The following is a 22,494-nucleotide window of genomic DNA, read 5'->3' as shown; positions in this document are numbered from 1 at the left end:
GTATGCTGCTCGGCACTGCTGTGGCCCAGGCCCAGGAGCCCATACGCATTCCCCCTGCCACACCGGCCCCTGGCTCACCTGGCACTGCCACGCCGCAACCATACGGCCAGCCCGGCGTCCCAATGCCGAACCGTCGCCATGATACGGCGCCATTGCTGCCACCGCCTGTTGGCCAGCCCTTGCCAGGTGGCATGCCCCAACGCGAAGCGGATAAGCCCATCCCGCAGCTTGAGCAACAGTTGCGACGCAACGGCCAGGGAGCGCGAGACAGGCTACCTGCGCGTCCCCTGCAGAACTAGAGGATACGGCTGGGTTTACAGGCTGAAGCGCCGCACCACACCATGCAGGCGTTGCGCCATGCTTTGCAGGCCATGGATCGCTTGTACGATGCTCCCTTGCGCAGCCGAGTTCTCTTCGACGATCTGCGCCACCTGCTCGACATTCTGAGCCACCTGCTCGCTGGCCGCTCGTTGTTCCTGCAAGGCGCTGGCGATCGTTCTGATGGCACCCAGGGAGTCGGCCAGCGCTCGGCGGATCTCGCCCATGTTGGCAGCGCAGCGTTCGACCAGTTGCAAGCCGTTATCGACGCGCATGCAGGTCAGCCCCATGCTACCGCTGGCCTGGCGCACGCCGCTTTGAATCGCCTCCACCAGGCTGACGATCTCTGTGGTCGATTGGGCTGTGCGGCCGGCCAGGTTGCGCACTTCATCGGCCACGACGGCGAAGCCACGGCCCTGCTCGCCAGCCCTGGCTGCCTCGATGGCGGCATTGAGCGCGAGCAGGTTGGTCTGCTCGGCAATGCCGCGGATCACATCGACGATGGCACTGATGTTGCCGGACTGTGCAGCTAACTGCTCGATGTCCGTGGCGCATTGGCCGACCAGTGTCGCCACCTGACGAATCTCGTCGATGGTCTGCGCGGTGACCTGGAGACCATCGCCGGCGAGCGCTTCGGCATGTTGGGCGCTGTCATGGGTGTGCTGAGCCTGCTCGGCGATGTGGTTGATGCTGACCGACAACTCTTCCATGGTCGCGGCCATGGCCGCTGCCGTGTCGCTCTGCACGTTGGCGCTGTTGAGTACCTGTTCCGAAGAAGCGGCAAGCTGCAGTGTGGCGGACTCGATCTGTTCCGAGGCACTGCCGATATCGCCGACCACCTCACGAAGGTTGTGGCGCATGGCCCGTACGGATTTCATTACACCGCTTCGGGTGTTTTGCTCGCTCGGGCTGGCGTCCAGGCGTCCGTTGGCGATGCGCGCGCTGATCGCTTCCAGCTCGGTCGGTTCGGCGCCCAGTTGACGGCCAAGCAGGCGGCTGAAGTAGAGGGCGTGAGTCATGCCGAGCAGCAGAGCGAGCACCAGCAGGGCGATGCTCTGCTTCAGGTTGTGCGCATAGGTCGCTTCGCCGATCTGGTATTGCCGTTTGGCTTCCACCAGTTGCACTTCGATCAGCTCGGAGAACTTTGCCGAGAGCGGGTCGATCAGGGGGTACAGCTCCGTGCGAGCGAATTGCTCGAGGGCGTCCTTGTCACCGCGTTGCAGGATGTTCTGCAAGCGCTCCAGCGGCCCCTGGGCCTTGGCCATCAGCGGTTTTATCTCACCGATCAGTTGCTGTTCCTTGTCGATCAGCTCGGTGCCAAGGTAGGCCTGCCAGACTTTGTCGATGCCTTGCTGGGCCTCTTCGATCAGGCGGCGGGCAGCGTCGTGGCTGAGCTCTCCGCTACGAGCCTTGTGGGTGGCATCGACGATATTGACGGCATATAGGTCGGCAATGATCTTGAGGTCGCGTAGCGGTACCACACGGTCAAGGTAAACGGTTTGAAGCCCTTTATCGGTCGTTTTCAGCGCATGCAGACCGAGCAGGCCCAGAACCAGTAACGCACACAACAAGGTACCTGACAGCAAGAGCAGGTGAGTGCGGATTTTCCAGTTGTTCATGACGCGGTAATCCTCAACGGCAGGCCGGGAAGTGCGCACGATCAGTCGCCGCGCGCTTGATATGAGCCTAGGAGAGATTTGCGTACACGACGAAAAAGTTGATCGGCAGGTCAGTCCTTGTGGCAGTGCAGTACCTTGAACAGAAAAGCATACTCCAGCGCCACGTCCCTGATGCCTTGATAACGCCCGCTCATGCCACCATGGCCTGCGCCGAGGTCGGTCTTGAGCAGCAGCAGATTGTCGTCAGTCTTGTCACGGCGTAGCTTGGCCACCCACTTGGCCGCCTCCCAGTACTGCACGCGACTGTCGTTGTAGCCGGCCACGGCGAGAATCGCCGGATAAGACTGGGTGCCTACGTTTTCGTAGGGTGCATAGGCCTTGATCCGCGCGTGCACCGCGGGTTGGTTGGGATCGCCCCATTCGTCGTACTCGGTCACCGTCAGCGGCAGATCCGGGTTGAGCATGGTATTGAGCACGTCGACGAAGGGCACCTCGGCGATGGCGGCGGCGAACAGCTCCGGGCGCTGATTGAGCACCGCGCCGATCAGCAGGCCACCGGCGCTGCCGCCACTGATCGCCAGTTGCGCGGAGGTGGTCAGGCCCTCGGCGATCAGGCATTCGGCGCAGGCAATGAAGTCGTCGAAGCTGTTCTGCTTGTGTTCCAGCTTGCCGGCGCGGTACCAGGCTTCGCCCATCTCGCCGCCGCCGCGGACATGGGCGATGGCGAAGATGAAGCCACGCTCCAGCAGGCTCAGGCGGGCATGGGAGAACCAGGGGTCGAGGCTTTCGCCATAGGCGCCGTAGCCGTAGAGGTAGAGTGGGGCAGGTTGGCCAGCGGCGAACACCTCGCGGCGCGCCACCAGGCTGATGGGCACCTGCGTGCCGTCGGCGGCCGTGGCCCACAGGCGCCGGCTTGCGTAGGCGTCGGCATCGAAGGGGCCTTCCACCGGCGTCTGCTTGAGCACCTGCTGCGTGCCCGTGGCCAGCTCTAGCTGGCGGATCTGCGCGGGGCGGTTCAGCGCCTCGTAGCGCAGACGGATCACCGGGCTGTGAAATTCCAGGCTGTCCTGCACGTACAGGCTGTAGGCGGCGTCCGGCAGTTGCACGCGATAGGCGGCTGCATCCTGCGGCAGGACTTCGAGTATCGGCAGGCCGTCTTCGCGCAAGGCGAGGACGATGGCGCGCTGGTTGAGCGTGGCGCCTTCGAGCATCACCTGCGGGTCGTGGGCACGGATCTCACGCCAGTGCGGACGCTGCGGGCAGGCTTCGTCGGCACTGTATAGGGCGAAGTTGATACCGCTCTGGTTGCTGCGGATCAGCCAGCACCACTGACCATCGAGCATGCCGTGGTCGACGTCGTACTCGTGGCCTTCCTCGCGCGGCGCCAGGCAGATGAAGGCCGCTTCGGGCGTTGCGGCGTCCAGTATCCAGACTTCGCTGGTGGTCTTGCTGCCCAGTTGCAGGATCAATTGGCGTTCGGAGCTGGAACGGTAGCAGTGCAGGAAGAAACGCCCGTCGGCCTCCTCGAACACCGCTTCGGCGCTGGCTGTGCCGAGGCGGTGGCGATACAGCCGGTAAGGGCGATGGGTGTCGTCCAGCTCGGCGAAGAACAGGGTCTGGCTGTCGCTCGCCCAGGTCATGCTGCCGTCGCAGTCGTCGAAGGGCAGTTCGCTGACCTCGCCGCTGGCCAGCTCCTTGACGAACAGGCGATAGATCTCATCGCCGCTTGTATCCAGGCTGTAGGCCAGGCGCTGCTGGTCGGGGCTGATGCTGAAGGCGCCCACCGAGAGAAAACCGCCGTCTGCCAGTGCATTGGGGTCGAGCAGCAGGGTCTCGCTGGCGGCATCGGGCGTCAGCGAGCCGTCCGCCGGGCGGCGGCAGCGGTAATGCCGGGGGTATTCGTCGCCGGCCGTGGTGCGCTGGTAGTAGAGATAGTCGCCCCAGGGCGTGGGCAGCGACAGGTCGGTCTCGCGGATGCGCCCTTTGATTTCCTCGAACAGGGCTTCACGCAGCTCGGCCTGCGGTTGCAGCACGGCTTCCAGGTAGGCGTTCTCCGCTTGCAGGTGCGCCAGCACTTCGTCGCTGTCGCGATTCTCCAGCCAGCGATAAGGGTCATTGCCGGCTTGCTGGCGGGCGAGGGGGGCAGAGGGCATGGTAGGCTCCAGAACGAGAGGGGCGTCGCAGCGGACAAAAACCGTTATCATAAGCGCCCCTTTGCCAGACCCGCCACGCTAGCCCTGCTTATGATGACCGAAAACGATTACCTTCTGGCCTGGGCCGCCTATGGCATCGCAGCCCTGGGCTGCCTGCTGGTATGGATGCGCATGACCCGCTGGATGTGGCGCTATGCACGTGAGCCGCTACGTGTGCTGGTGGCCGTGTTGCTGTTCAGCCCGACCATCGTTGACCCGACGCGTGAGCTGTTCGCTCCCTCCATCGCCATCACTGCCATGGATCTGCTGCTCAAGGTGGGCAACAACGCCTGGCGTGCCGTCGCCGATCTCACGCTCTATGGCCTGATCGCCTTTGCCCTGTATCTGGCTTTCGTCGCCATACGCTGGCCGATCGAACACTGGTGGAAGGGGCGGCAGGACGAACCTGTGGATTATGGCGACGAGGATCCACGCACCCTGCGCGAACTGATGGACGACAACGACGAGCGCCTGGCCCACCCTTACGGGCGTGGCGGCCGGTTGGAGCCGCGCATCTAAGCTGCCTTGGCTCTTGCGCCTGCTCAGGCAGGCGTTCAGCATGATGGCGTCGTGGACAGGAGGCCATCATGGAGTGCGTGTTCTGTGCTATTGCCGAGCGAAGCTTGCCGGCTCATCGTCTGTACGAGGACGATGAATTCATCGTCCTCCTGGATATCTTCCCCATGCGTCCGGCTCATGTGCTGATCGTCAGCCGCGAGCATGCGCCGTTCCTGCATGATCTGCCGTCAGTGGTGCGTGATCGTCTGCTGGCCTTGGCAGTACGCCTGGCTACCGCATTGCGGCGTGCCGGTTACGGTATGCAGGGCATCAATCTGTTGATCAATGATGGCCCCGACGCCAACCAGCACGTGCCTCATCTGCACCTGCATCTGATCCCGCGCAACCCTGGTGATCTGCCGGCCTTGCTGTGGCGTCTGCTGGTTCGTTTTCTGCCTCTGGGGCGCAAGCGCCTGGAGGCCCGTTTGCTGGATGAAGCTCGACGTCTGCGTCTGGCGTTGAGCGAGGAGAACTGATGCATGTGTGAACTGCTCGGCATGAGTGCCAACGTGCCCACCGATATCGTCTTCAGCTTTACCGGGCTGATGCAGCGTGGTGGCCGCACCGGCCCGCATCGTGACGGCTGGGGCATCGGTTTCTACGAAGGGCGGGGCCTGCGTCTGTTCCAGGATCCGCGGGCGAGCAGCGAGTCGGAGGTGGCGCAACTGGTGCAGCGCTACCCGATCAAGAGCGAAGTGGTGATCGGTCATATCCGCCAGGCCAACGTCGGCAAGGTGTGCCTGGTCAATACCCACCCCTTCATGCGCGAACTCTGGGGACGCAACTGGTGCTTCGCGCACAACGGCCAGTTGGCCGGGCTGGTAGGAGCACAGAGCTTCTATCGTCCGGTGGGCGACACCGACAGCGAAGCGGCCTTCTGCGACCTGCTCAACCGCGTACGCCGCGCCTTTCCAGAGCCCGTCTCGGTGGAAGTGCTGCTGCCGGTGCTGGTGGCGGCTTGCGCCAGTTATCGTCAGCTCGGCGTGTTCAACTGCCTGCTCAGCGATGGCGACTGGCTGTTCAGCTTCTGTTCGAGCAAGCTGGCACACATCACCCGCCGCGCGCCCTTCGGCCCGGCACAACTGAAGGACGCCGATCTCTTGGTGGATTTCCAGGCGGAAACCACGCCCAATGACGTGGTCACCGTGATCGCCACCGAGCCTTTGACGGATAACGAGCAATGGGCGTTGTATCAGCCCGGTGAGTGGCGCCTGTGGCGTCATGGCGAATGCATCGCCGACGGCAAGGTCTGACGGCCTGCCTAACAGGCCGTTGAAAAACGTAGGCGAGGCAGCCAGTGCAATACCGATGGCGGCCCCGCAAAAACAGGCGAGAAAGCGGAGTTTACGAGCTGTAAATGAGCATTTTGAGCCTGTTTTTAACGCAGCAATGGCAACGTAGGTAGTTTTTCAACAGCCTGCTAAGTGGATCCACTAGGGAGGGAAGGGATGTTCAGAAGTTACCTGCGTCTGGCGCTGTTTGCCTGTGGCCTGCTGCTGGGGGTACAGGTGCCGGGCTTCATCGATGATTACAGCAAGCGCGTCGAAGCTCATCGGCTGGAGTCGCAACTGAGCCTAAGAGGCTTCCAGGAAACGGCGCAGAAGTTTTTCAAGGGCGACATGGACGCCTTGGTGGCGCATTACCGCACCAGCGACGACCCGGTGATGCAGAGCGATGCGCGCAGTGTCGAGCACCTGGTACAGCGCGCCGCCTTGCTGGATGCGGAGTGGCGCGCCATGCAGGGCGCCTGGTACGCCCAGGCCTGGCACCTGGCCACCGACGCTGATGAGCAATTGCTGGACGAAACCCTGAGCGCCTATCGCTACCAGGTGCTGCTGACCCCCGATGCGATTACCTGGGGCGTGTGCAGCGCCTTGCTGCTGGCCTGGCTGGTGGAGCTGCTGGTACTGCTGATGGGCTGGATGTTCGGTGCTGGGCGCACACGACGGACGCAGCAGCGGCACTGGCGCTGAAGCTGAAAAAGGTGAGCTGGTTCGCCTGTGCGGGTGGGTGCTTCGTGTTAATGTAATACCGCGTTACATTTACCCATCCGTCATTATGGAGTTTCCATGTCGATCAAGGATTCGATCAGGGCAGCCGCGCTGGCTGCCATCCTGCCGTTCATCACACTCGCCCACGCTGACGGCGAAGTCGCCGAACAAGCCGATAGCCAAGCCCAGGAGAGCGTACCGGGCGAGGAGCAGGTGCAGCGCATCAGCGCCGATGAATTCGTCGCCAGCCTGAATTTCCAGCATGGGCGCATCGTCCTGGGCGATGACCTGGCTACCCTCAATCTGCCCGATTCGCTGATGTTTCTCGATGGCAAGAATGCCCAGCGCCTGTTGGTCGAGGGCTGGGGTAACCCACCCGATGACGCACCACCGCTGGGCATGATCCTGCCGGCCGGCATCTCGCCGTTGGACGAGGCTTCCTGGGGCGTGACGGTGGAGTACGAGGCCAGTGGCTACGTCTCCGACGAGGACGCCGCCGATATCGACTACGACGACATGCTCGAGGACATGCAGGCCGACATGCGTGAGGCCAACGTCTGGCGTGAGGAAAATGGCTACGAGCCCGTACAACTGGTCGGTTGGGCTGCCGCGCCGCATTACGACGAGCAGGGCAAGAAGTTGTACTGGGCCAAGGAACTGAAGTTCGGCGACAGCGATGCCAACACTCTGAACTACAACATTCGCGTGCTTGGGCGTAAGGGCGTGCTGGTGCTGAACTTCGTTGCCAACATGGATCAATTGCCGGAAATCGAAGCCAGCGTACCGGCCGTGTTGGCGGCCACCGAATTCAACCCGGGGCAGCGTTATGCCGAGTTCAACCCGGATCTGGATACCGTTGCCGCTTACGGCCTGGGTGCGCTGGTGGCGGGCAAGGTGGCGGCCAAGACAGGCTTGCTGGCCATGCTGCTGATACTGTTGAAGAAGTTCTGGATCGTGCCGGCCTTGCTGATCGGCTGGCTGGGCAAGCGTCTGGGGAGGGGCAAGCATGAGCCTGCCGCCGAAACGACGGGGACACCTCTGGCACAGGCTGCCGAGGCCGAGCCGGAAGAACCGGTGCGGGCGCCGGCGCAGACGGTGATGGATCTGAACAAGGCGGACGACACCGACAAGCGCTGAGCGGGCCGGATGCAATCCGGGGAGATGCTGGTAAAGCTCCCGGATTGCATCCGGGCTACGGTGATGGCCTTACGTGTTTGTTGGTCCCCTCTCCCTAACCCTCTCCCCGAGGGGAGAGGGGATAGATTCGGTGTGGCGGAGGCTTTCGGTGTCCCGGTCGGCTCTGTCTCCCCTCTCCCGCTTGCGGGAGAGGGGCCGGGGGAGAGTGTGTTCGTTCCCGAATTGCATCCGGATACCAAACGCCGCGAATCCTGTGCAGGATTCGCGGCGTTTTTCCTTGGGGCAGCACTTACTTGGACAGGTATTTCATACCGTCTTCCAGACCCTGCAGGGTCAGGGGGTACATGCGATCCTCGATCAACTCGCGCACCAGATTGGTGGAGGCGGTGTAGTTCCAGGTGTCCTTGGGGTAGGGGTTGATCCAGATGATCTTCTTGAACTTCTCGGTGAAACGCTTCATCCAGACGTAGCCGGCTTCCTCGTTCCAGTGTTCGACGCTGCCGCCAGCCTGGGTGATTTCGTAGGGCGCCATGGCCGCGTCGCCGACGAACACCACCTTGTAGTCGGCGCCGTACTTGTGCAGCAGATCCATCGTCGAGGTGCGTTCGCTGGTGCGGCGCAGGTTGTTCTTCCACACGCTCTCGTAGATGAAGTTGTGGAAGTAGAAGTATTCCAGGTGCTTGAACTCGGTCTTGCAGGCGCTGAATAACTCTTCGCAGACCTTGACGTGGGCGTCCATCGAACCACCGATGTCCAGCAACAGCAGGAGCTTGACCGTATTGCGGCGCTCCGGGCGCATCTGGATGTTGAGCAGACCGCCGTCTTTCGCGGTGTGGTCGATGGTGCCGTCCAGATCCAGCTCTTCGGCGGCACCCTGGCGGGCGAACTTGCGCAGCCGGCGCAGCGCCACCTTGATGTTGCGCGTGCCCAGCTCGACCTGGTCGTCGAGGTTCTTGTACTCGCGCTGATCCCACACTTTGACGGCCTTGCCCTGGCGTTTGCCAGCGTCGCCGACGCGAATGCCTTCGGGGTTGAAGCCGCCGGAGCCGAACGGGCTGGTGCCGCCGGTGCCGATCCACTTGTTGCCGCCGGCGTGCTTTTCCTTCTGCTCCTCGAGGCGCTTCTTGAATTCCTCGATCAGCTTGTCCAGGCCGCCGAGGCTCTGGATCTGTGCTTTTTCCTCATCGGTCAGCAGGCGCTCGAACTCCTTGCGCAGCCACTCCTCGGGGATCATCGCCTCGATATGCTGGTTGAGGTTTTCCAGCCCCTTGAAGTAGGCACCGAAGGCGCGGTCGAACTTGTCGAAATGACGTTCGTCCTTCACCAGAATCGCGCGCGCCAGGTAGTAGAACTCGTCCATGTCGGCGAACACGACGTTGTGCTTGAGCGCGTTGATCAGGTCGAGCAACTCGCGCACCGACACCGGCACCTTGGCCGCGCGCATTTCATTGAATAGGTTGAGCAGCATGCTATGCCCTCATCAAAGTCTGTGGCTGCCTGTGGTCAATGCCCGCTCCAGAGGAAGGGCGAGCGAGCTAGAGCCAGGCAAGGCGGAAGCAGGTGAGCAAGCGCAGTGTACTTCTGTACATGAGCATTGCGAGCCTGATTCCAACGCAGCCTGGCCGACGCGCAGCCGCCCGTTATCGGGATGCTCGGCGGGTCATGAAGGCCAGGCGCTCGAGCAACTGTACATCCTGCTCGTTCTTCACCAGGGCGCCGGCCAGCGGCGGGATGGCCTTGGTCGGGTCGCGCTCGCGCAGCACCGCTTCGCCGATATTGTCGGCCATCAAGAGCTTGAGCCAGTCCACCAGTTCGCTGGTCGAGGGCTTCTTCTTCAGGCCCGGCACCTTGCGCACGTCGAAGAACACGTCCAGCGCCTCGGCCACCAGCTCGCCACTGATGTTGGGGTAGTGCACGTCGACGATCTTCTTCAGCGTGTCACGATCGGGGAAGGCGATGTAGTGGAAGAAGCAACGGCGCAGGAAGGCGTCCGGCAGCTCCTTCTCGTTGTTCGAGGTGATGATGATGATGGGGCGTTGCTTGGCCTTGATGGTCTCGTCGGTCTCGTAAACGTAGAACTCCATCTTGTCCAGTTCCTGCAACAGGTCGTTGGGGAACTCGATGTCGGCCTTGTCGATCTCGTCGATCAGCAGGATCACGCGCTCGTCGGACTCGAACGCCTCCCATAGCTTGCCTTTCTTGATGTAGTTGCGAACGTCATGAACCCTGTCGGAGTCGAGTTGCGAGTCGCGCAAGCGGCTGACCGCATCGTATTCATAGAGGCCCTGGTGCGCCTTGGTGGTGGACTTGATGTGCCAGGTGATCAGGCGGGCAGAGAAGGCTTCGGCCAGTTGTTCGGCGAGCATGGTCTTGCCGGTACCCGGCTCGCCCTTGACCAGCAGTGGGCGTTGCAGGGTGATGGCGGCGTTGACGGCCAGCTTGAGGTCGTCGGTGGCGACGTAGGACTGGGTGCCTTCGAACTTCATCGGGTAATCCTCGCACGGTGACGGCCGGCGCTGCCGGGCGTTCGTTATCTGATGGAAGCGCCGACTATAACGTGAGCCTCTGCATGCTGTGAACGCAGACGCGGTATTCAGTCACTGAATGGTCGGTCAGCGATCGTCCTGTCGGGGCGAGGGGCGTTCATAGCGTGGCGTGAAGGCTTCGACGAAGGCGTTGCGCAGGATGGCGACGAAGGCCTGGAACGCGCTGGTCTGCTGGTCATGCACGCTGCCACTGAGCTCCACGCGGGTGGCGAACTGGTCGCGGCGTTGGTTCTTCAGCAGGGTTTCGCCGCCGCCCACCAGCGCCTCCCAGAGCGAGCGCAGCACGCCCTTGTCCTCGGCTTCGACGTCCTGCTGCCAGTCGAACACGTCGACGTCGTGCAGCAGCGGCTTGATGTAGCCGCTGAGCTGGCCATTTTCGGCGCTCGCCTCGATCACCAGGTCGCCGCTGCCGCGCTTGAAATCGAAGCCGCCATAGGCACGGGCGAAGTCGTTGAAGCGGGTCAGGTCGATGTCGCGTGCACGCAGGCGTAGCTCGAAGTCCTCGAACTGCTCGAAGGGGTCGAACGTCGCCTGGCTTTCCAGGGGGGCTTGGCCGAGCAGGCGCGCCTGGCCCTCGAAGTGCGCCACCCGGTCGCCCGGTTCGTCGCCGACATTGGTGAGGTTGTAGAAGCTGGCGTTCACCGCGTCTGCACTCAGTTCCACCTGGGGCTCGGTGCTGAAGTTGTGAAAACTGATGCGGCCGTCGATCACCCGCAGCTCGTTGAGGGTGATGGGCAACAGCTTGTTCAACTGGTCGCGCCAGTCGGTGCCGGCACCGGTCTGGCTGGCCTGGCGATCGTCGCCGGCATCGACGAAGTTCAGTTGCGGCCGCTCGAAGAACACTTCGGCCACCACTGCTCGTCTGTACCAGAGTGCCGGCCAGCTCACCGACAGGTCGATCAGCGGGGCCTCGAGAAACGGCACCGGTACCTTGCCTGTGGTCTTGACGATGTTCAGGCCGTTGATGCGATAGGCGCCGCGCCACCAGGCCAGGTCGATGTCCTCGATATGGCCGCGGTAATCGCCCATGTCGGCGAGCTTGTCATTGAGGTAGTCGCGGATCAGCCAGGGCAGTGTCAGTTGTGCGGCAGCCAGCAGTAGCAGAAGGATGAGCAGAGCCTTGAGCGGCCAGCCGTAGCGTCGTTTCATCGAGAGCGTCCGTCATGTTGCCTGTCTTCGATGGACTGCGTCGCTGCCGATCTGTTCGACTGGACTGCCGTTGCACCTGAGCATAGGCTGATGGTTTTCCCTCGTTCACCCGTCAAGGAAAGGATCATGAGCCGTATCTTCGCAGACAACGCCCAGGCCATCGGCAACACGCCGCTGGTGATGATCAACCGCCTGGGGCCCAAGGGCGTGACCATTCTCGCCAAGATCGAAGGCCGCAACCCGGCGTATTCGGTCAAGTGCCGAATCGGTGCCAGCATGATCTGGGATGCCGAGGAGCGCGGCGTGCTCAAGCCGGGCATGACCATCGTCGAGCCGACCTCCGGCAATACCGGCATCGGCCTGGCCTTCGTCGCCGCAGCCCGCGGTTACAAGCTTGTGCTGACCATGCCGGCCTCGATGAGCCTGGAGCGGCGCAAGGTGCTCAAGGCCCTGGGTGCCGAACTGGTGCTGACCGAGCCGGCCAAGGGCATGAAGGGGGCGATCGAGAAGGCCAACGAACTGGTGGCGGCCAACCCCGACTACTACCTGCCGCAGCAGTTCGAGAACCCGGCCAACCCGGCCATCCACGAGAAGACCACCGGCCCGGAAATCTGGCGCGATACCGAGGGCGCCATCGACGTGCTGGTGGCCGGCGTCGGTACCGGTGGCACCATCACCGGCGTGTCGCGTTACATCAAACAGACCCAGGGCAAGCCGATCCTCTCGGTGGCGGTGGAACCGGTGGGTTCGCCGGTGATCAGCCAGACCCTGGCCGGTGCCGAGGTCAAGCCGGCACCGCACAAGATCCAGGGTATCGGCGCCGGCTTCGTGCCGAAGAACCTCGACCTGGCGATGGTCGACCGGGTCGAGCAGGTCACCGACGACGATGCCAAGGCCATGGCCCTGCGCCTGATGCGTGAGGAAGGCATTCTCTGCGGCATCTCCTGTGGTGCGGCGATGGCGGCGGCTGTGCGCCTGGCGGAGAAGCCGGAAATGCAGGGCAAGACTATCGTGGTGATCCTGCCGGACTCCGGCGAGCGCTACCTGTCGAGCATGCTCTTCGACGGCCTGTTTACCGAGCAGGAGTTGAACCAGTAAAGCAGCTTCAAGCTTCAAGCTTCAAGCTTCAAGCGGAGCCAGTCCGTAGCCCGGATGCAATCCGGGAAGTTTCGACGCCTCCGCTCCCGGGTTGCATTCGGGTCAGGTTTCACACAGGTGGTTCGAGCGGCGCTTTTTCGTAGGGTGCGCCTTGCGCACCGGGGCGGTTTGCGGTGGCCTTGGTGCGCGCAGCGCACCCTACGCTCGAGCGACACTCGGGCGCACCACCAGCCATAGGGCCAGGGCGATCAGCAGGCAGCCAGGCAGGTAGTCCCAGCTCAGCGGTTCGCCCAGTAGCAACGCGCCCCACAGCACGCCGAACGGCGGAATGAGAAAGGTGGTGGTGCTGGCCTTGATCGGCCCGATATCGGCCAGCAGACGGAAATACAGCACGTAGGCGAACGCTGTGCAGAGCAGGCCGAGGCCAGCCAGTGACAGCCACACCTCGATGCCGCCCCAGCTCGCCGGTGGTTGCAGCGCCAGGCTGCCGGCCAGCAGCGGCAGCAGGAACAGGCTGGCACCCAGCAGGCTGGCGAAGGCGGTCAGGCGATTGTCCAGGCCGCCTTGCTGGCCGATCCAGCGGCGGGTGAGGAAACCGGCAAAGCCGTAGCAGGTGGTGGCCACCAGGCAGGCGCCGGCACCCAGCAGCAACTGCAGGTCGAAGGCGACCGGGCCGGTACGGGTCAGCACGGCGACGCCGAGCAGACCGAGGAATACACCTAGCGCCTTGCTCGGGGTAATGCCTTCATGAAAGAACAGCGCGCCGATCAGTACGCCCATTAGCGGGGTGGTGGCGTTGAAGATCGCCGAATAGCCCGCCGGCAGGATCAGTGCCGCCAGGCAATACATGGCCGAGGGCAGGCCGGCATTGATCACCCCGAGCACCAGGCAGATGCGCAATTTGCCGCGAAAGTCCCAGGGCGTGCGCAGCATCAGGAGCACGGCGAACAACCCCAGTGCGCCGATACTGGCGCGGAAGAAGGCGGTCGGCATGCTGCCCAGTACCGGCGCGGCAATGCGCATGAAGAGGAAACTGGCGCCCCAGATGGCGGCGAGTAGTAGCAGGCGAAAGAGATCAGTGCTGCGCAAGGTGAGGCATCCGGCAGATTGAGGGCGCGAGTGTTGCCCCTGGGCGAGCTTCTGGCAATCCGCATTGCGCTTTCAAAGCCCTGTCGCTGGCTCTGGGTGGATTCCGCTCGCGGATTGCATCCGGGCTACGCTTTGTCGCTACACTCGGTTCACCCAGTGCATAGCGAGGTGCCTCCATGGGACAACAACGGCCGGCCGGCGAGATCGCGCGGTTGATCCTCGAGGGTTTCGACGACTACCGCGAGGATTTTCGCCAGATCACCGATGGTGCGCGTACCCGTTTCGAGCAGGCGCAGTGGCAGGCGGCGCAGCAGGCTTCCGCGGCGCGCATCAACCTGTACGAGGAGAAGGTCGCGCAGACCCGCGAACGCCTGCTGCTGGACTTCGAGCCTGGTTCGCTGGAGGCGCAACAGTGGCCGCTGGTGAAAAGCGCCTACATCAGCCTGATCGATCGGCGCTGCGACGACGAGCTGGCGGAAACCTGGTTCAACTCGATCTTCTGCAGCCTGTTCAGTCACGACCAGATCAACGATGACTGCATGTTCATCCACACCACCCGGCCATCGCAGCGCAGCCAGAATGCTGTGGCGCAGACGCGCAGATATTGGCCGCGAGGGGAGCTGGGCGAAGCGCTGCAGGCCATTTTCCACGACTATCGCTTCGATGTGCCCTATGAGGATCTGCCGCGTGACCTACAGCGCCTGGAAGAGCAACTGCGTGCCAGCCTGCCGGACTGGATCTGCAAGGATCCGGAACTGTGCATCGAGCTGTTCTCCTCGGTGCTCTACCGCAACAAGGGCGCCTACCTGATCGGCCGTATCTACACCCGCGACGAGCAATGGCCGCTGGCGATTCCCCTGCTGCATCTGGAGGGGCAGGGCATCCAGGCCGATGCGGCGATCACCGACGAGGCGGAGGTGTCGATCATCTTCTCCTTCACCCGCAGTTATTTCATGGTGGAGGTGGCCATCCCCGCCGAGTTCATCGGCTTTCTCAAACGCATCCTGCCGGGCAAGCACATCGCCGAGCTGTACACCTCGATCGGCTTCTACAAGCACGGTAAGTCCGAGTTCTACCGCGCCCTGATCGGCCACCTGGCCAGCACCGAGGACCGCTTCATCATGGCGCCGGGGGTACGTGGCATGGTCATGAGCGTATTCACCCTGCCGGGCTTCAATACTGTGTTCAAGATCATCAAGGATCGTTTCGCCCACGCCAAGACGGTGGATCGCAACACGGTGATCGAGAAGTATCGACTGGTCAAAAGCGTCGACCGGGTGGGGCGCATGGCCGATACCCAGGAGTTTTCCGACTTTCGTTTTCCCAAGGCCAAGTTCGAGCCGCAGTGCCTGGCCGAGCTTCTCGAGGTGGCGCCGTCCACCGTGGTGCTGGAGGGTGACAGCGTGCTGGTGCGGCATTGCTGGACCGAGCGGCGCATGACGCCTCTGAATCTCTATCTGGAAGGTGCCAGCGATGCCCAGGTGCGCGAGGCGCTGGACGACTACGGCCTGGCCATCAAGCAACTGGCGGCGGCCAATATCTTCCCTGGCGACATGCTGCTGAAGAATTTCGGCGTCACCCGCCATGGCCGTGTGGTGTTCTACGACTACGACGAGATTTGCTTTCTCACCGAGGTGAACTTCCGCCGCATTCCGCCGCCGCGCTTCCCCGAGGACGAGATGAGTTCCGAGCCCTGGTATTCGGTGGGGCCGATGGACGTGTTCCCCGAGGAGTTCCCGCCTTTTCTGTTCGCCGATATCAAGCAGCGCCAGCTATTCAGCAAGCTGCATGGCAATCTCTATGACGCCAATTACTGGAAGCAATTGCAGGAGGCGATTCGCGCAGGCAAGGTGATCGACGTGTTCCCCTATCGGCGCAAGAGCCCGGTGATTTGACCCGGCCAGGTTGAAATCCGCCCCGGCAGACCTAATCTGATAGGTGAGCTCCCTGGCTCTTCCATCTACTTGGCAGGAGGTCGTACCCATGCTCGCCAAGCTGCAAGAACAACTGCAAGCCCTGCTGCAGGCCCTCGGCCTCGTCCCGCAACCCCAGCCCATTCGTATCAGCGAGGCCGAGCAGGCGCGTCTGCGCCGCGAAGCGCAGCAGCGCCGCTGAAACGCCTCAGCTAAGCCGATGGACGTCGAACCAGGCGTCTATCAGCTCACGCATCCGCTGCCCCGAAAAACTGGCGAAATGCCCGCCGTGCACGGTGCGTACGGGCAGCTCGCGCAGGCGTGCCAGGCTGTGCGCGTAATCCTCCAGGTTCGAGTGGTAGGCGTCCTCGATCAACGGCCCGTCGTAGAGGATGTCGCCGGAAAACAGCGTTTGCGTACTCGCTTCCCACAGGCTGATGCCACCCGGTGAATGACCGGGCGTGTGCAGCACCTGCAATACTCGATCCCCCAGATCCAGCACGTCGCCATCTTCGATCAGGCGCGTGGCCGGTGCCGCTCGCACTCGATATTCGGCGTAGCACAGCGGGCAGTCCGGGTGTGCCTCGAACATCTCGTCGCCGACGAAATCCGTGGCCAGGGTATTGGCGCCGTCCGGCGCCGCGAGGATATCGGCCTCGGCCGGATGCACCAGGCGTTCGGCAAATTCGTGATGTCCGGCGATATGGTCGAAGTGGCAATGGCTGGCCACCGCCAGCAGCGGCCTGTCGCTCAGCCAGGGCAGTTGTTCGCGCAGGCTGACCAGGCCGGAGCCGGAATCGATCAGCACGTCATGCTCGCGTCCCTGCACATGCCACATGTTGCAGCGGTAGAAGGGGCGCACGTAGGGCTCGTGGATCAGGCAGATACCATCGTGGCGATGCTCCACCTCGAACCAGCGGTCACGGCTGACGATTTTCATGGCCCACCTCGTGGTTGTATTTGGAGAGCTTGCAGGTGCTGATTGGTGATCACCAGCCGTAGGGTGCGCTGCGCGCACCGCACATCACGCTACGCTAGCTGCGTCTGTGGCAGCAGCACCCAGCGGCGCAGTACCGCGTAGCTGGCGGCGGTGATCAGGAACACCGGCAGCGAGGCGCCCCAGGCCAGCGGCGCGACCCAGCCCCAGTAGTAGGCCAGCACCGCGCCCAGGCCGTAGGCGACGAAGGCGGCCGGGTTGAAGCCGTTCAGGTAGCGATAGCGACCGCCATCCTCGCTGAGCAACTCGTCCACCGCATACTGACCCTTGTGAATCAGGAAGTAGTCGGCGATCAGCACGGCGAAGGCAGGGATGAACACGCTGCCGATCACCAGCAGGAAACTCTGGAAGTTGTCGAGGATGCCGGGGATCTGCGAGCCGAGGATCGACAGCACGCCGATGCCAAGTGCCGGCTTCCAGAACGGGGTTTTCGGGCTGATGTTGAGGTACGACAGCGAAGCGCTGTAGACGCACATGACGTTGGTGGTCATCACCGAGAGGAACACCACGATGGCCGCCGGCAAGCCGAAGCCGAAACCAGCCAACAGAACGGCCGGGTCATAGGTCTGCTCCATGCCGGTCAGTACCGAGAAGCCCGAGACGGTAGCGCCCAGGCCCATAGCCAGCAGCGTGGCGACGACATAACCGACCCAGGTGCCGACCGCCGCCACGCCCTGGCTGCGGCAGTTGCGGTTGTAATCGGCGGCCAGCGGAATCCAGGAGAAGGCGGTGGCGATGACGATATCGAAGGCGATGCCGGGGGTGATGGTGTTGCGCGGTTCGGTGGGCATGGCCAAGAGACTTCCGAACTCGAACTTCTGTCCCATCACATAGAACACCGCAGCGGCCAGCAGAAGCATGCCGATGGCAGCCCAGCGCTCGACCCGCTCGATGCCCAGGTGGCCGCGCAGGGCGATCAGTAGCACCAGTGTCTCGCAGAGGATGGTGAACAGCGGCAGGTTGGAGTAACCGGTCAGGTGCTGCACCGCGTAGTTCAGGCTCATGCCGGCCAGCAGCGCCTGGATCCAGCTCCAGGCCAGCAGGGTCAGCAGATTGACCAGCGACGGCAGCTTGGCGCCGCGCGAGCCGTAGCTGCCACGCGCCAGCACCATGGTGGTGAGGCCAGAGCGTTGGCCCATCAGGCCGACCAGCACCAGCGGCAGGATGCCGATACCGGAGCCGATCAGCACGATGAGCATGGCCTGGGTGAATTTCAAATCCGGCACCAGCAGCATGCCGGTGAGGATGGTGGTGACCACCACGTTGGCGCCCAGCCACAGGGCGATGGTGCCACCCAGGCCGAGGCTGCGATGCGCCTTGTCGGTAGGGGCCAGTCCGTCCTGGCCGAAATACTGGCTGAGATTCTTGAACATGGTGCGACTCTCCGATGCTTGATTGTTGGTCTTGGTAGAACGGCAGTCAGGGATGCAGCTAAATCTTGTGGTTATGGTCGTGGCTCGGATGCAATCCGGGGCAGGGATTTCGCAGCTAAAGCCCCTCCCACAAAACGGAGACTCCCTGTGGGAGGGGCTTTAGCCGCGATCGATCCAGTCAGGGATGAAAGGGCGCGGCCTCCTGCACTTCGATGATCAGGGGGCGGTCTTCGGGCGCGCTGCGTAGCAGCTCGGCCAGATGCGCATGATCGCGTGCACGCTCGGAGGCGCAGCCGAATCCTCGGGCGATGGCCAGCAGATCCGGGGTGTAGATGTCGACGCCGATGGGCTCGATGTCGCGGCGCTGCATGTAGCGCTTGATCTCGCCATAGCCGGAGTTGTTCCACAGCAGCACGATGATGCCGACCCGCGCCTCCACCGCGCTGGCCAGCTCGGGCAGGGTGAACTGGATGCCGCCATCGCCCATCAGGCTGATCACCGGCCGCGTCGGCTCGGCCAGCCTGGCGCCGATGGCCGCCGGCAGGCCGTAACCGAGGGTGCCGTAGCCGGTGGAGGCATTGAACCAGCGCCGCGCACCGTCCAGTTCCACCAGGTGATTGCCGCTATACACCGTCTGCGTCGAGTCGCCGACGAAGCGGGCAGTGGGCAGGGCGTCGAGCATGCAGTCGAACAACTGGCGGTAATGCGCCCAGCCGGCGAAATCCTCGGCCAGGCGCGCCTGTACGGCGGCAGTGCGCTGTGCGCCGGGGCTGTCTGCGCTGGCCTCGCGCGGGGCGAACTCGGCCAGCAGCATGCGCATGGCCACGCGCGCATCGCCCTGGATCGCCAGGTGCGGGGTGAAGTTGCGTTGCAGTTGCTGGGCATCGATGTCGATGCGGATCAGCCGGCCAGGCAGGCGGAAGTCGCCGTCGAACACCACGTCGTAGTCGGTTTCACCCAGCTCGGTGCCTATGGCCAGCACCACATCGGCTTCCAGTGCCAGGTCGCGCACCGGGCGCAGCGACTGGTTGCTGCCCAGCAGCAGCGGATGGCCGGCTGGCAGCAGGCCCTTGGCATTGATGGTCAGGGCGGTGGGGGCGTCCAGCGCGGCGGCCAGGGCGCGCGCTTCGGCCTCGGCGGCAACACAGCCGCCACCGAGCAGCAGCAAGGGGCGCTCGGCCAGTTTGAGCAGCCCGGCCGCCTCGCGAATCAGCGTGCGGTTCGGTGCCGGGCGGTGCAGCCTCGGCCGTGGCGCCAGGGCCATATGGCGAGCGTCGGCGGTGATGATGTCCAGCGGCAGCTCGATATGCACCGGGCGTGGCCGTTCGCCCTCGAACACGGCGAAGGCGCGGGCCAGCACGCCAGGCAGCTCCTCGGCACTCATCAGGGTATGGCTGAAGGCACTCACGCCGGCCACCATGGCACGCTGGTTGGGCAGCTCGTGCAGATAGCCCTTGCCCAGGCCGAGACGGGCTCGTTCGTTGACGCTGGAGATCACCAGCATCGGGATCGAGTCGGCATAGGCCTGGCCCATGGCGGTGAGAATATTGGTCATCCCCGGCCCGGTGATGATGAAACACACGCCGGGCTTGCCGGACACGCGGGCATAGCCGTCGGCCATGAAGCCGGCGCCCTGTTCGTGGCGCGGGGTGATATGGCGGATGCCGCTAGCCGGCAGGCCGCGGTACAGCTCGATGGTGTGCACGCCGGGAATGCCGAATACGGTGTCGACACCCCAGGCCTCGAGTTGCTTGACGAGAAATTCACCGCAGGTGGTCATGGGCTGCTTCCTTCCAAACCGGGGGAATTTAAAGGGCGAAGGTGTGCGGGGCGCAGCACCTTCGCCAAGTCCCGCCCCGGGGGGCGGGTATTGCCGGAGCCGTATCAGAGCGCATGGCTGACCGTAGCGCTACGACGCGATACCTGGCTGGCGACGATGAAGGTCAGGGTCGCTACGGTCAGGCTGTAGTAGATCGGCGTATTGGCATCCAGACCGTCGAGGAACATGAACAGCGCCGCGGTGAGGCTGCCGCACAGCATGCTGAGGATGGCGGCGAAAGTGGTCGCGCGCTTGAAGTAGATCGCGCCCAGCAGGGGCACCAGCATGCCGCCGACCAGCAGGTTGTAGGCCAGGGTCAGGGCACTGATCACGTCACTGACGACCAGCGCGATGGCCAGCACGATGACACCGAGCAGGAGGGTAAACACGCGGTTCTTGTGCGCGTCGCCATCCTCGTCCTTGCCACCGAGCAGCGGCCACAGATCCTGCGCGGCGGTGGTCGAGGCGGCCAGCAGGCCGGCGCTGGCGGTGGACATCAGCGCAGCCAGGGCGGCGGCGATGACCAGACCACGGATGCCGTCCGGCAGGCTGTGCTGAACGATGCTGGCAAAGGCGTTGTTGGCGTTGTCCAGATCCGGCAGCAGCACCTTGGCGGCCATACCGATCAGCGCGGCGGCCAGGCCGTACAGCACGCAATACAGACCGGCTGCGGTGCCGGCGACGCGGGCCACGCCCTCGCTGCGCGCGGTGAATACGCGCTGCCAGATGTCCTGGCCGATGAAGATGCCGAGGAAGTAGATCAGGAAGTAGGTGACGATGGTGTCCCAGCCGATGCTGGTGAAGGAGAAGTAGCTGGCCGGCAGGGTGGCGACCAGTGCATCCCAGCCGCCGGCATCGCTGATCGATATCGGCATGAGAATGAACACCAGGCCGATGGTCATGATCAGGAACTGAACGATATCGGTAAGCGTCAGCGACCACATGCCACCGATGGTGGAGTAGGTCACCGTGATACCGCCGCCGAGCAGGATGGCGACCCAGAACGGCATGCCGAACAGCACCTGCATGACGGTACCAATGGCGATGGTCGAGGTGGCCGCGAGCGTCAGTGCGTAAACCAGCATGATCACGGCGCTGGCGTGGCGCGCGGTCGGGGTGTAGCGGCGCTCCAGCACCTGGGTGACGGTGTAGATCTTCAGTTTCAGCAGCGGTTTGGCTAACAGCAGGCTGATGCCGACGATACCCAGGCCCAGCGCGGCACACAGCCAGAAGCCGGAAATACCGTGCACGTAACCCAGGCGCACGGTACCGATGGTGGAGGCGCCGCCGAGCACGGTGGCGGCCATGGTGCCGAGGTAGAAGCCAGGGCCGAGGTTGCGCCCGGCGACCAGATAATCTTCACGGGTCTTGGCACGGCGCATGCCGTACCAGCCAAGCGCGAGCATGGCGGCGACGTAGAGTAGAACGACGAATAGATCAAGGGCCATGTGGCTCTCCAGTTCTTGTAGTTGTTGTGGCCTGAGCAGCAAGGATTTACCCGGCGCTCAGGCTGGGCGCCGGGTGGGCTGGGGTGTGTCGTCTTAGCGGCGCTGAACCCCAGGCAGCACGCAGAGCATTTCGTAGAGCAGGTTGGCGCCGAGCAACGAGGTGTTGCCGGTGGTGTCGTAGGGCGGTGAAACCTCCACCAGATCGCCGCCAATCAGATCCAGGCCCTGGCAGCCGCGGATGATCTCCATGGCCTGGATGGTGGTCAGGCCGCCGATTTCCGGGGTGCCGGTGCCGGGCGCCCAGGCCGGGTCGATGCCATCGATGTCGAAGGACAGGTACACCGGGCCGCCGCCGACCTTCTCGCGCACCTCGGCCATCAGCGGCGCCAGCGACTGGTGCCAACATTCTTCGGCCTGCACCACACGGAAACCCTGTTTGCGGCTCCAGTTGAAGTCCTCGGCGGTATAACCCTGGGCGCGTAGGCCGATCTGCGCCACGCGCTGGCTGTCGAGCAGGCCTTCTTCCTGGGCGCGGCGGAAGGTGGTGCCGTGGGCGATCTTCTCGCCGAACATGTGGTCGTTGACATCGGCGTGGGCATCGACGTGCACCAGGCCGATCTTGCCGTACTTCTTGTGCAGGGCGCGCAGGATCGGCAGGGTGATGGTGTGGTCGCCACCCAGGGTCAGCGGCTTGATGCCGAGTTCGACGATCTCGTCGTAGGCCTCTTCGATGATGCGCACGGCGTCGAGCAGGTTGAAGGTGTTGATCGCCACGTCACCGATGTCGGCCACGTTCAGCGAGTCGAACGGCGCGGCGCCGGTGGCCATGTTGTAGGGGCGGATCATCACCGACTGGGCGCGGATCTCGCGCGGGCCGAAGCGGGTGCCGGAGCGCAGCGAGGTGCCGATATCCAGTGGCACGCCGACGAAGGCGGCATCGAGCTGGCGTTTTTCCTCGGGGCTCTGGATATGGGGCAGGCGCATCATGGTGGCGATACCGCCGAAACGGGGCATTTCGTTGCCACCCAGGGGCTGATGAAAAACTTTGTCCATGGGAAGGCCTCACGGTTGTTGTGGTTGTAGGAATCGTTGGGCCGGATTCTTCGTCAGCGGTGCAGCGGGAAGAATCGCTGATGGCAAAAACTTAGTTCAGAGATTTCTAAACTAAGCGGCTCTGCTTTACAGTGGGCTGATCACCTTGGTGCGCACGGCGCGCCCTACGTGACCTCGACGGCTCGCCGTAGGGT

The 22,494-nt window shown here is 63.5% G+C and carries 19 protein-coding genes; 8 read left to right on the top strand and 11 right to left on the bottom strand.

The genetic code is table 11. The features are described 5' to 3' along the window. Positions 1 to 314: 314 nt before the first annotated feature. Together PVE35_RS13135 and PVE35_RS13130 are read right to left on the bottom strand one after the other, a co-directional pair. Positions 315 to 1,937 (bottom strand): methyl-accepting chemotaxis protein, encoded by a 1,623-nt coding sequence (locus PVE35_RS13135; RefSeq protein ID WP_277372052.1) that lies wholly within the window; start codon positions 1,935 to 1,937, stop codon positions 315 to 317. A gap of 110 nt (positions 1,938 to 2,047) precedes the next feature. Beyond that, positions 2,048 to 4,090 carry a S9 family peptidase gene (locus tag PVE35_RS13130; protein WP_277372051.1) on the bottom strand — a complete coding sequence of 681 codons (2,043 nt, stop codon included), beginning with the start codon at positions 4,088 to 4,090 and terminating at the stop codon, positions 2,048 to 2,050. Positions 4,091 to 4,180: 90 nt separating this feature from the next. On the opposite strand from PVE35_RS13130, the gene PVE35_RS13125 reads away from it, so the two are divergent. The 5 genes from PVE35_RS13125 (at position 4,181) to PVE35_RS13105 (ending at position 7,815) form a co-directional block, all read left to right on the top strand. Next, complete coding sequence (locus PVE35_RS13125; RefSeq protein WP_268183518.1) at positions 4,181 to 4,648, top strand: MFS transporter; 468 nt, start codon at positions 4,181 to 4,183, stop codon at positions 4,646 to 4,648. Positions 4,649 to 4,716: 68 nt separating this feature from the next. Then, positions 4,717 to 5,163: an HIT family protein gene (locus PVE35_RS13120; protein WP_277372050.1), complete on the top strand. Its 447-nt coding sequence runs from the start codon at positions 4,717 to 4,719 to the stop codon at positions 5,161 to 5,163. Between the two features lie 3 nt (positions 5,164 to 5,166). Next, on the top strand, positions 5,167 to 5,940 hold the full coding sequence (locus PVE35_RS13115; protein ID WP_268183524.1) for a class II glutamine amidotransferase: 774 nt from the start codon (positions 5,167 to 5,169) through the stop codon (positions 5,938 to 5,940). Positions 5,941 to 6,135: 195 nt separating this feature from the next. Further along, positions 6,136 to 6,660, top strand: coding sequence for a DUF2937 family protein (locus tag PVE35_RS13110; protein WP_268183526.1), 525 nt, complete (start codon positions 6,136 to 6,138; stop codon positions 6,658 to 6,660). A gap of 96 nt (positions 6,661 to 6,756) precedes the next feature. Further along, positions 6,757 to 7,815: a DUF2167 domain-containing protein gene (locus PVE35_RS13105; RefSeq protein WP_277372049.1), complete on the top strand. Its 1,059-nt coding sequence runs from the start codon at positions 6,757 to 6,759 to the stop codon at positions 7,813 to 7,815. Positions 7,816 to 8,104: 289 nt separating this feature from the next. Here PVE35_RS13105 and PVE35_RS13100 read toward each other — a convergent pair whose 3' ends face one another. The 3 genes from PVE35_RS13100 to PVE35_RS13090 all read right to left on the bottom strand — a co-directional run bounded on the left by PVE35_RS13100 (position 8,105) and on the right by PVE35_RS13090 (position 11,510). Further along, entirely contained in the window at positions 8,105 to 9,283 is a 1,179-nt protein-coding gene (locus PVE35_RS13100) for a VWA domain-containing protein (protein ID WP_268183531.1), read from the bottom strand. 172 nt (positions 9,284 to 9,455) lie between these two features. Beyond that, complete coding sequence (locus PVE35_RS13095; protein ID WP_277372048.1) at positions 9,456 to 10,301, bottom strand: MoxR family ATPase; 846 nt, start codon at positions 10,299 to 10,301, stop codon at positions 9,456 to 9,458. Positions 10,302 to 10,427: 126 nt separating this feature from the next. After that, the gene (locus PVE35_RS13090) at positions 10,428 to 11,510 is read right to left on the bottom strand and encodes a DUF748 domain-containing protein (protein WP_277372047.1); all 1,083 of its coding nucleotides are present in this window, start codon (positions 11,508 to 11,510) and stop codon (positions 10,428 to 10,430) included. A gap of 126 nt (positions 11,511 to 11,636) precedes the next feature. Here PVE35_RS13090 and cysK point away from each other — a divergent pair, with 126 nt between their 5' ends. Next, the gene (gene cysK, locus PVE35_RS13085) at positions 11,637 to 12,608 is read left to right on the top strand and encodes a cysteine synthase A (RefSeq protein ID WP_268183535.1); all 972 of its coding nucleotides are present in this window, start codon (positions 11,637 to 11,639) and stop codon (positions 12,606 to 12,608) included. Between the two features lie 198 nt (positions 12,609 to 12,806). On the opposite strand, the gene PVE35_RS13080 is transcribed toward cysK, so the two are convergent. Continuing rightward, a complete protein-coding gene (locus PVE35_RS13080) occupies positions 12,807 to 13,697 on the bottom strand; it encodes a DMT family transporter (RefSeq protein WP_268183536.1) in 891 nt (296 codons plus the stop codon). 176 nt (positions 13,698 to 13,873) lie between these two features. On the opposite strand from PVE35_RS13080, the gene aceK reads away from it, so the two are divergent. Both aceK and PVE35_RS13070 read left to right on the top strand, forming a co-directional pair. Beyond that, positions 13,874 to 15,592: a bifunctional isocitrate dehydrogenase kinase/phosphatase gene (gene aceK / locus PVE35_RS13075; protein ID WP_268183538.1), complete on the top strand. Its 1,719-nt coding sequence runs from the start codon at positions 13,874 to 13,876 to the stop codon at positions 15,590 to 15,592. An 88-nt stretch (positions 15,593 to 15,680) separates the two neighbouring features. Beyond that, positions 15,681 to 15,812, top strand: a complete 132-nt coding sequence (locus PVE35_RS13070; protein WP_277372046.1) for a PA1414 family protein — start codon at positions 15,681 to 15,683, stop codon at positions 15,810 to 15,812. Positions 15,813 to 15,818: 6 nt separating this feature from the next. Here PVE35_RS13070 and PVE35_RS13065 read toward each other — a convergent pair whose 3' ends face one another. The 5 genes from PVE35_RS13065 to speB all read right to left on the bottom strand — a co-directional run bounded on the left by PVE35_RS13065 (position 15,819) and on the right by speB (position 22,300). Continuing rightward, positions 15,819 to 16,550, bottom strand: a complete 732-nt coding sequence (locus PVE35_RS13065; RefSeq protein WP_277372045.1) for an MBL fold metallo-hydrolase — start codon at positions 16,548 to 16,550, stop codon at positions 15,819 to 15,821. Between the two features lie 89 nt (positions 16,551 to 16,639). Continuing rightward, positions 16,640 to 17,980 carry a cytosine permease gene (locus PVE35_RS13060; RefSeq protein WP_268183544.1) on the bottom strand — a complete coding sequence of 447 codons (1,341 nt, stop codon included), beginning with the start codon at positions 17,978 to 17,980 and terminating at the stop codon, positions 16,640 to 16,642. A gap of 178 nt (positions 17,981 to 18,158) precedes the next feature. Further along, positions 18,159 to 19,760: a 5-guanidino-2-oxopentanoate decarboxylase gene (locus PVE35_RS13055; RefSeq protein ID WP_277372044.1), complete on the bottom strand. Its 1,602-nt coding sequence runs from the start codon at positions 19,758 to 19,760 to the stop codon at positions 18,159 to 18,161. Between the two features lie 104 nt (positions 19,761 to 19,864). Further along, positions 19,865 to 21,247, bottom strand: coding sequence for a sodium:solute symporter (locus PVE35_RS13050; protein ID WP_277372043.1), 1,383 nt, complete (start codon positions 21,245 to 21,247; stop codon positions 19,865 to 19,867). Between the two features lie 93 nt (positions 21,248 to 21,340). Then, positions 21,341 to 22,300, bottom strand: coding sequence for an agmatinase (gene speB, locus PVE35_RS13045; protein ID WP_277372042.1), 960 nt, complete (start codon positions 22,298 to 22,300; stop codon positions 21,341 to 21,343). Positions 22,301 to 22,494 lie beyond the last annotated feature (194 nt).

The sequence above is a fragment of the Pseudomonas sp. AA-38 genome (assembly GCF_029457475.1).
Lineage (GTDB): Bacteria > Pseudomonadota > Gammaproteobacteria > Pseudomonadales > Pseudomonadaceae > Aquipseudomonas.
Note: the sequence above shows the minus strand (reverse complement) of the source record. Positions and strands in the feature narration are given on the sequence as shown.

Bases quoted from the DNA above. Each gene is read 5' to 3' on its own strand.
- PVE35_RS13135 (WP_277372052.1), bottom strand. From the start codon at position 1,937: ATGAACAACTGGAAAATCCGCACTCACCTGCTCTTGCTGTCAGGTACC.
- PVE35_RS13130 (WP_277372051.1), bottom strand. From the start codon at position 4,090: ATGCCCTCTGCCCCCCTCGCCCGCCAGCAAGCCGGCAATGACCCTTAT.
- PVE35_RS13125 (WP_268183518.1), top strand. From the start codon at position 4,181: ATGATGACCGAAAACGATTACCTTCTGGCCTGGGCCGCCTATGGCATC.
- PVE35_RS13120 (WP_277372050.1), top strand. From the start codon at position 4,717: ATGGAGTGCGTGTTCTGTGCTATTGCCGAGCGAAGCTTGCCGGCTCAT.
- PVE35_RS13115 (WP_268183524.1), top strand. From the start codon at position 5,167: ATGTGTGAACTGCTCGGCATGAGTGCCAACGTGCCCACCGATATCGTC.
- PVE35_RS13110 (WP_268183526.1), top strand. From the start codon at position 6,136: ATGTTCAGAAGTTACCTGCGTCTGGCGCTGTTTGCCTGTGGCCTGCTG.
- PVE35_RS13105 (WP_277372049.1), top strand. From the start codon at position 6,757: ATGTCGATCAAGGATTCGATCAGGGCAGCCGCGCTGGCTGCCATCCTG.
- PVE35_RS13100 (WP_268183531.1), bottom strand. From the start codon at position 9,283: ATGCTGCTCAACCTATTCAATGAAATGCGCGCGGCCAAGGTGCCGGTG.
- PVE35_RS13095 (WP_277372048.1), bottom strand. From the start codon at position 10,301: ATGAAGTTCGAAGGCACCCAGTCCTACGTCGCCACCGACGACCTCAAG.
- PVE35_RS13090 (WP_277372047.1), bottom strand. From the start codon at position 11,510: ATGAAACGACGCTACGGCTGGCCGCTCAAGGCTCTGCTCATCCTTCTG.
- cysK (WP_268183535.1), top strand. From the start codon at position 11,637: ATGAGCCGTATCTTCGCAGACAACGCCCAGGCCATCGGCAACACGCCG.
- aceK (WP_268183538.1), top strand. From the start codon at position 13,874: ATGGGACAACAACGGCCGGCCGGCGAGATCGCGCGGTTGATCCTCGAG.
- PVE35_RS13070 (WP_277372046.1), top strand. From the start codon at position 15,681: ATGCTCGCCAAGCTGCAAGAACAACTGCAAGCCCTGCTGCAGGCCCTC.
- PVE35_RS13065 (WP_277372045.1), bottom strand. From the start codon at position 16,550: ATGAAAATCGTCAGCCGTGACCGCTGGTTCGAGGTGGAGCATCGCCAC.
- PVE35_RS13060 (WP_268183544.1), bottom strand. From the start codon at position 17,980: ATGTTCAAGAATCTCAGCCAGTATTTCGGCCAGGACGGACTGGCCCCT.
- PVE35_RS13055 (WP_277372044.1), bottom strand. From the start codon at position 19,760: ATGACCACCTGCGGTGAATTTCTCGTCAAGCAACTCGAGGCCTGGGGT.
- PVE35_RS13050 (WP_277372043.1), bottom strand. From the start codon at position 21,247: ATGGCCCTTGATCTATTCGTCGTTCTACTCTACGTCGCCGCCATGCTC.
- speB (WP_277372042.1), bottom strand. From the start codon at position 22,300: ATGGACAAAGTTTTTCATCAGCCCCTGGGTGGCAACGAAATGCCCCGT.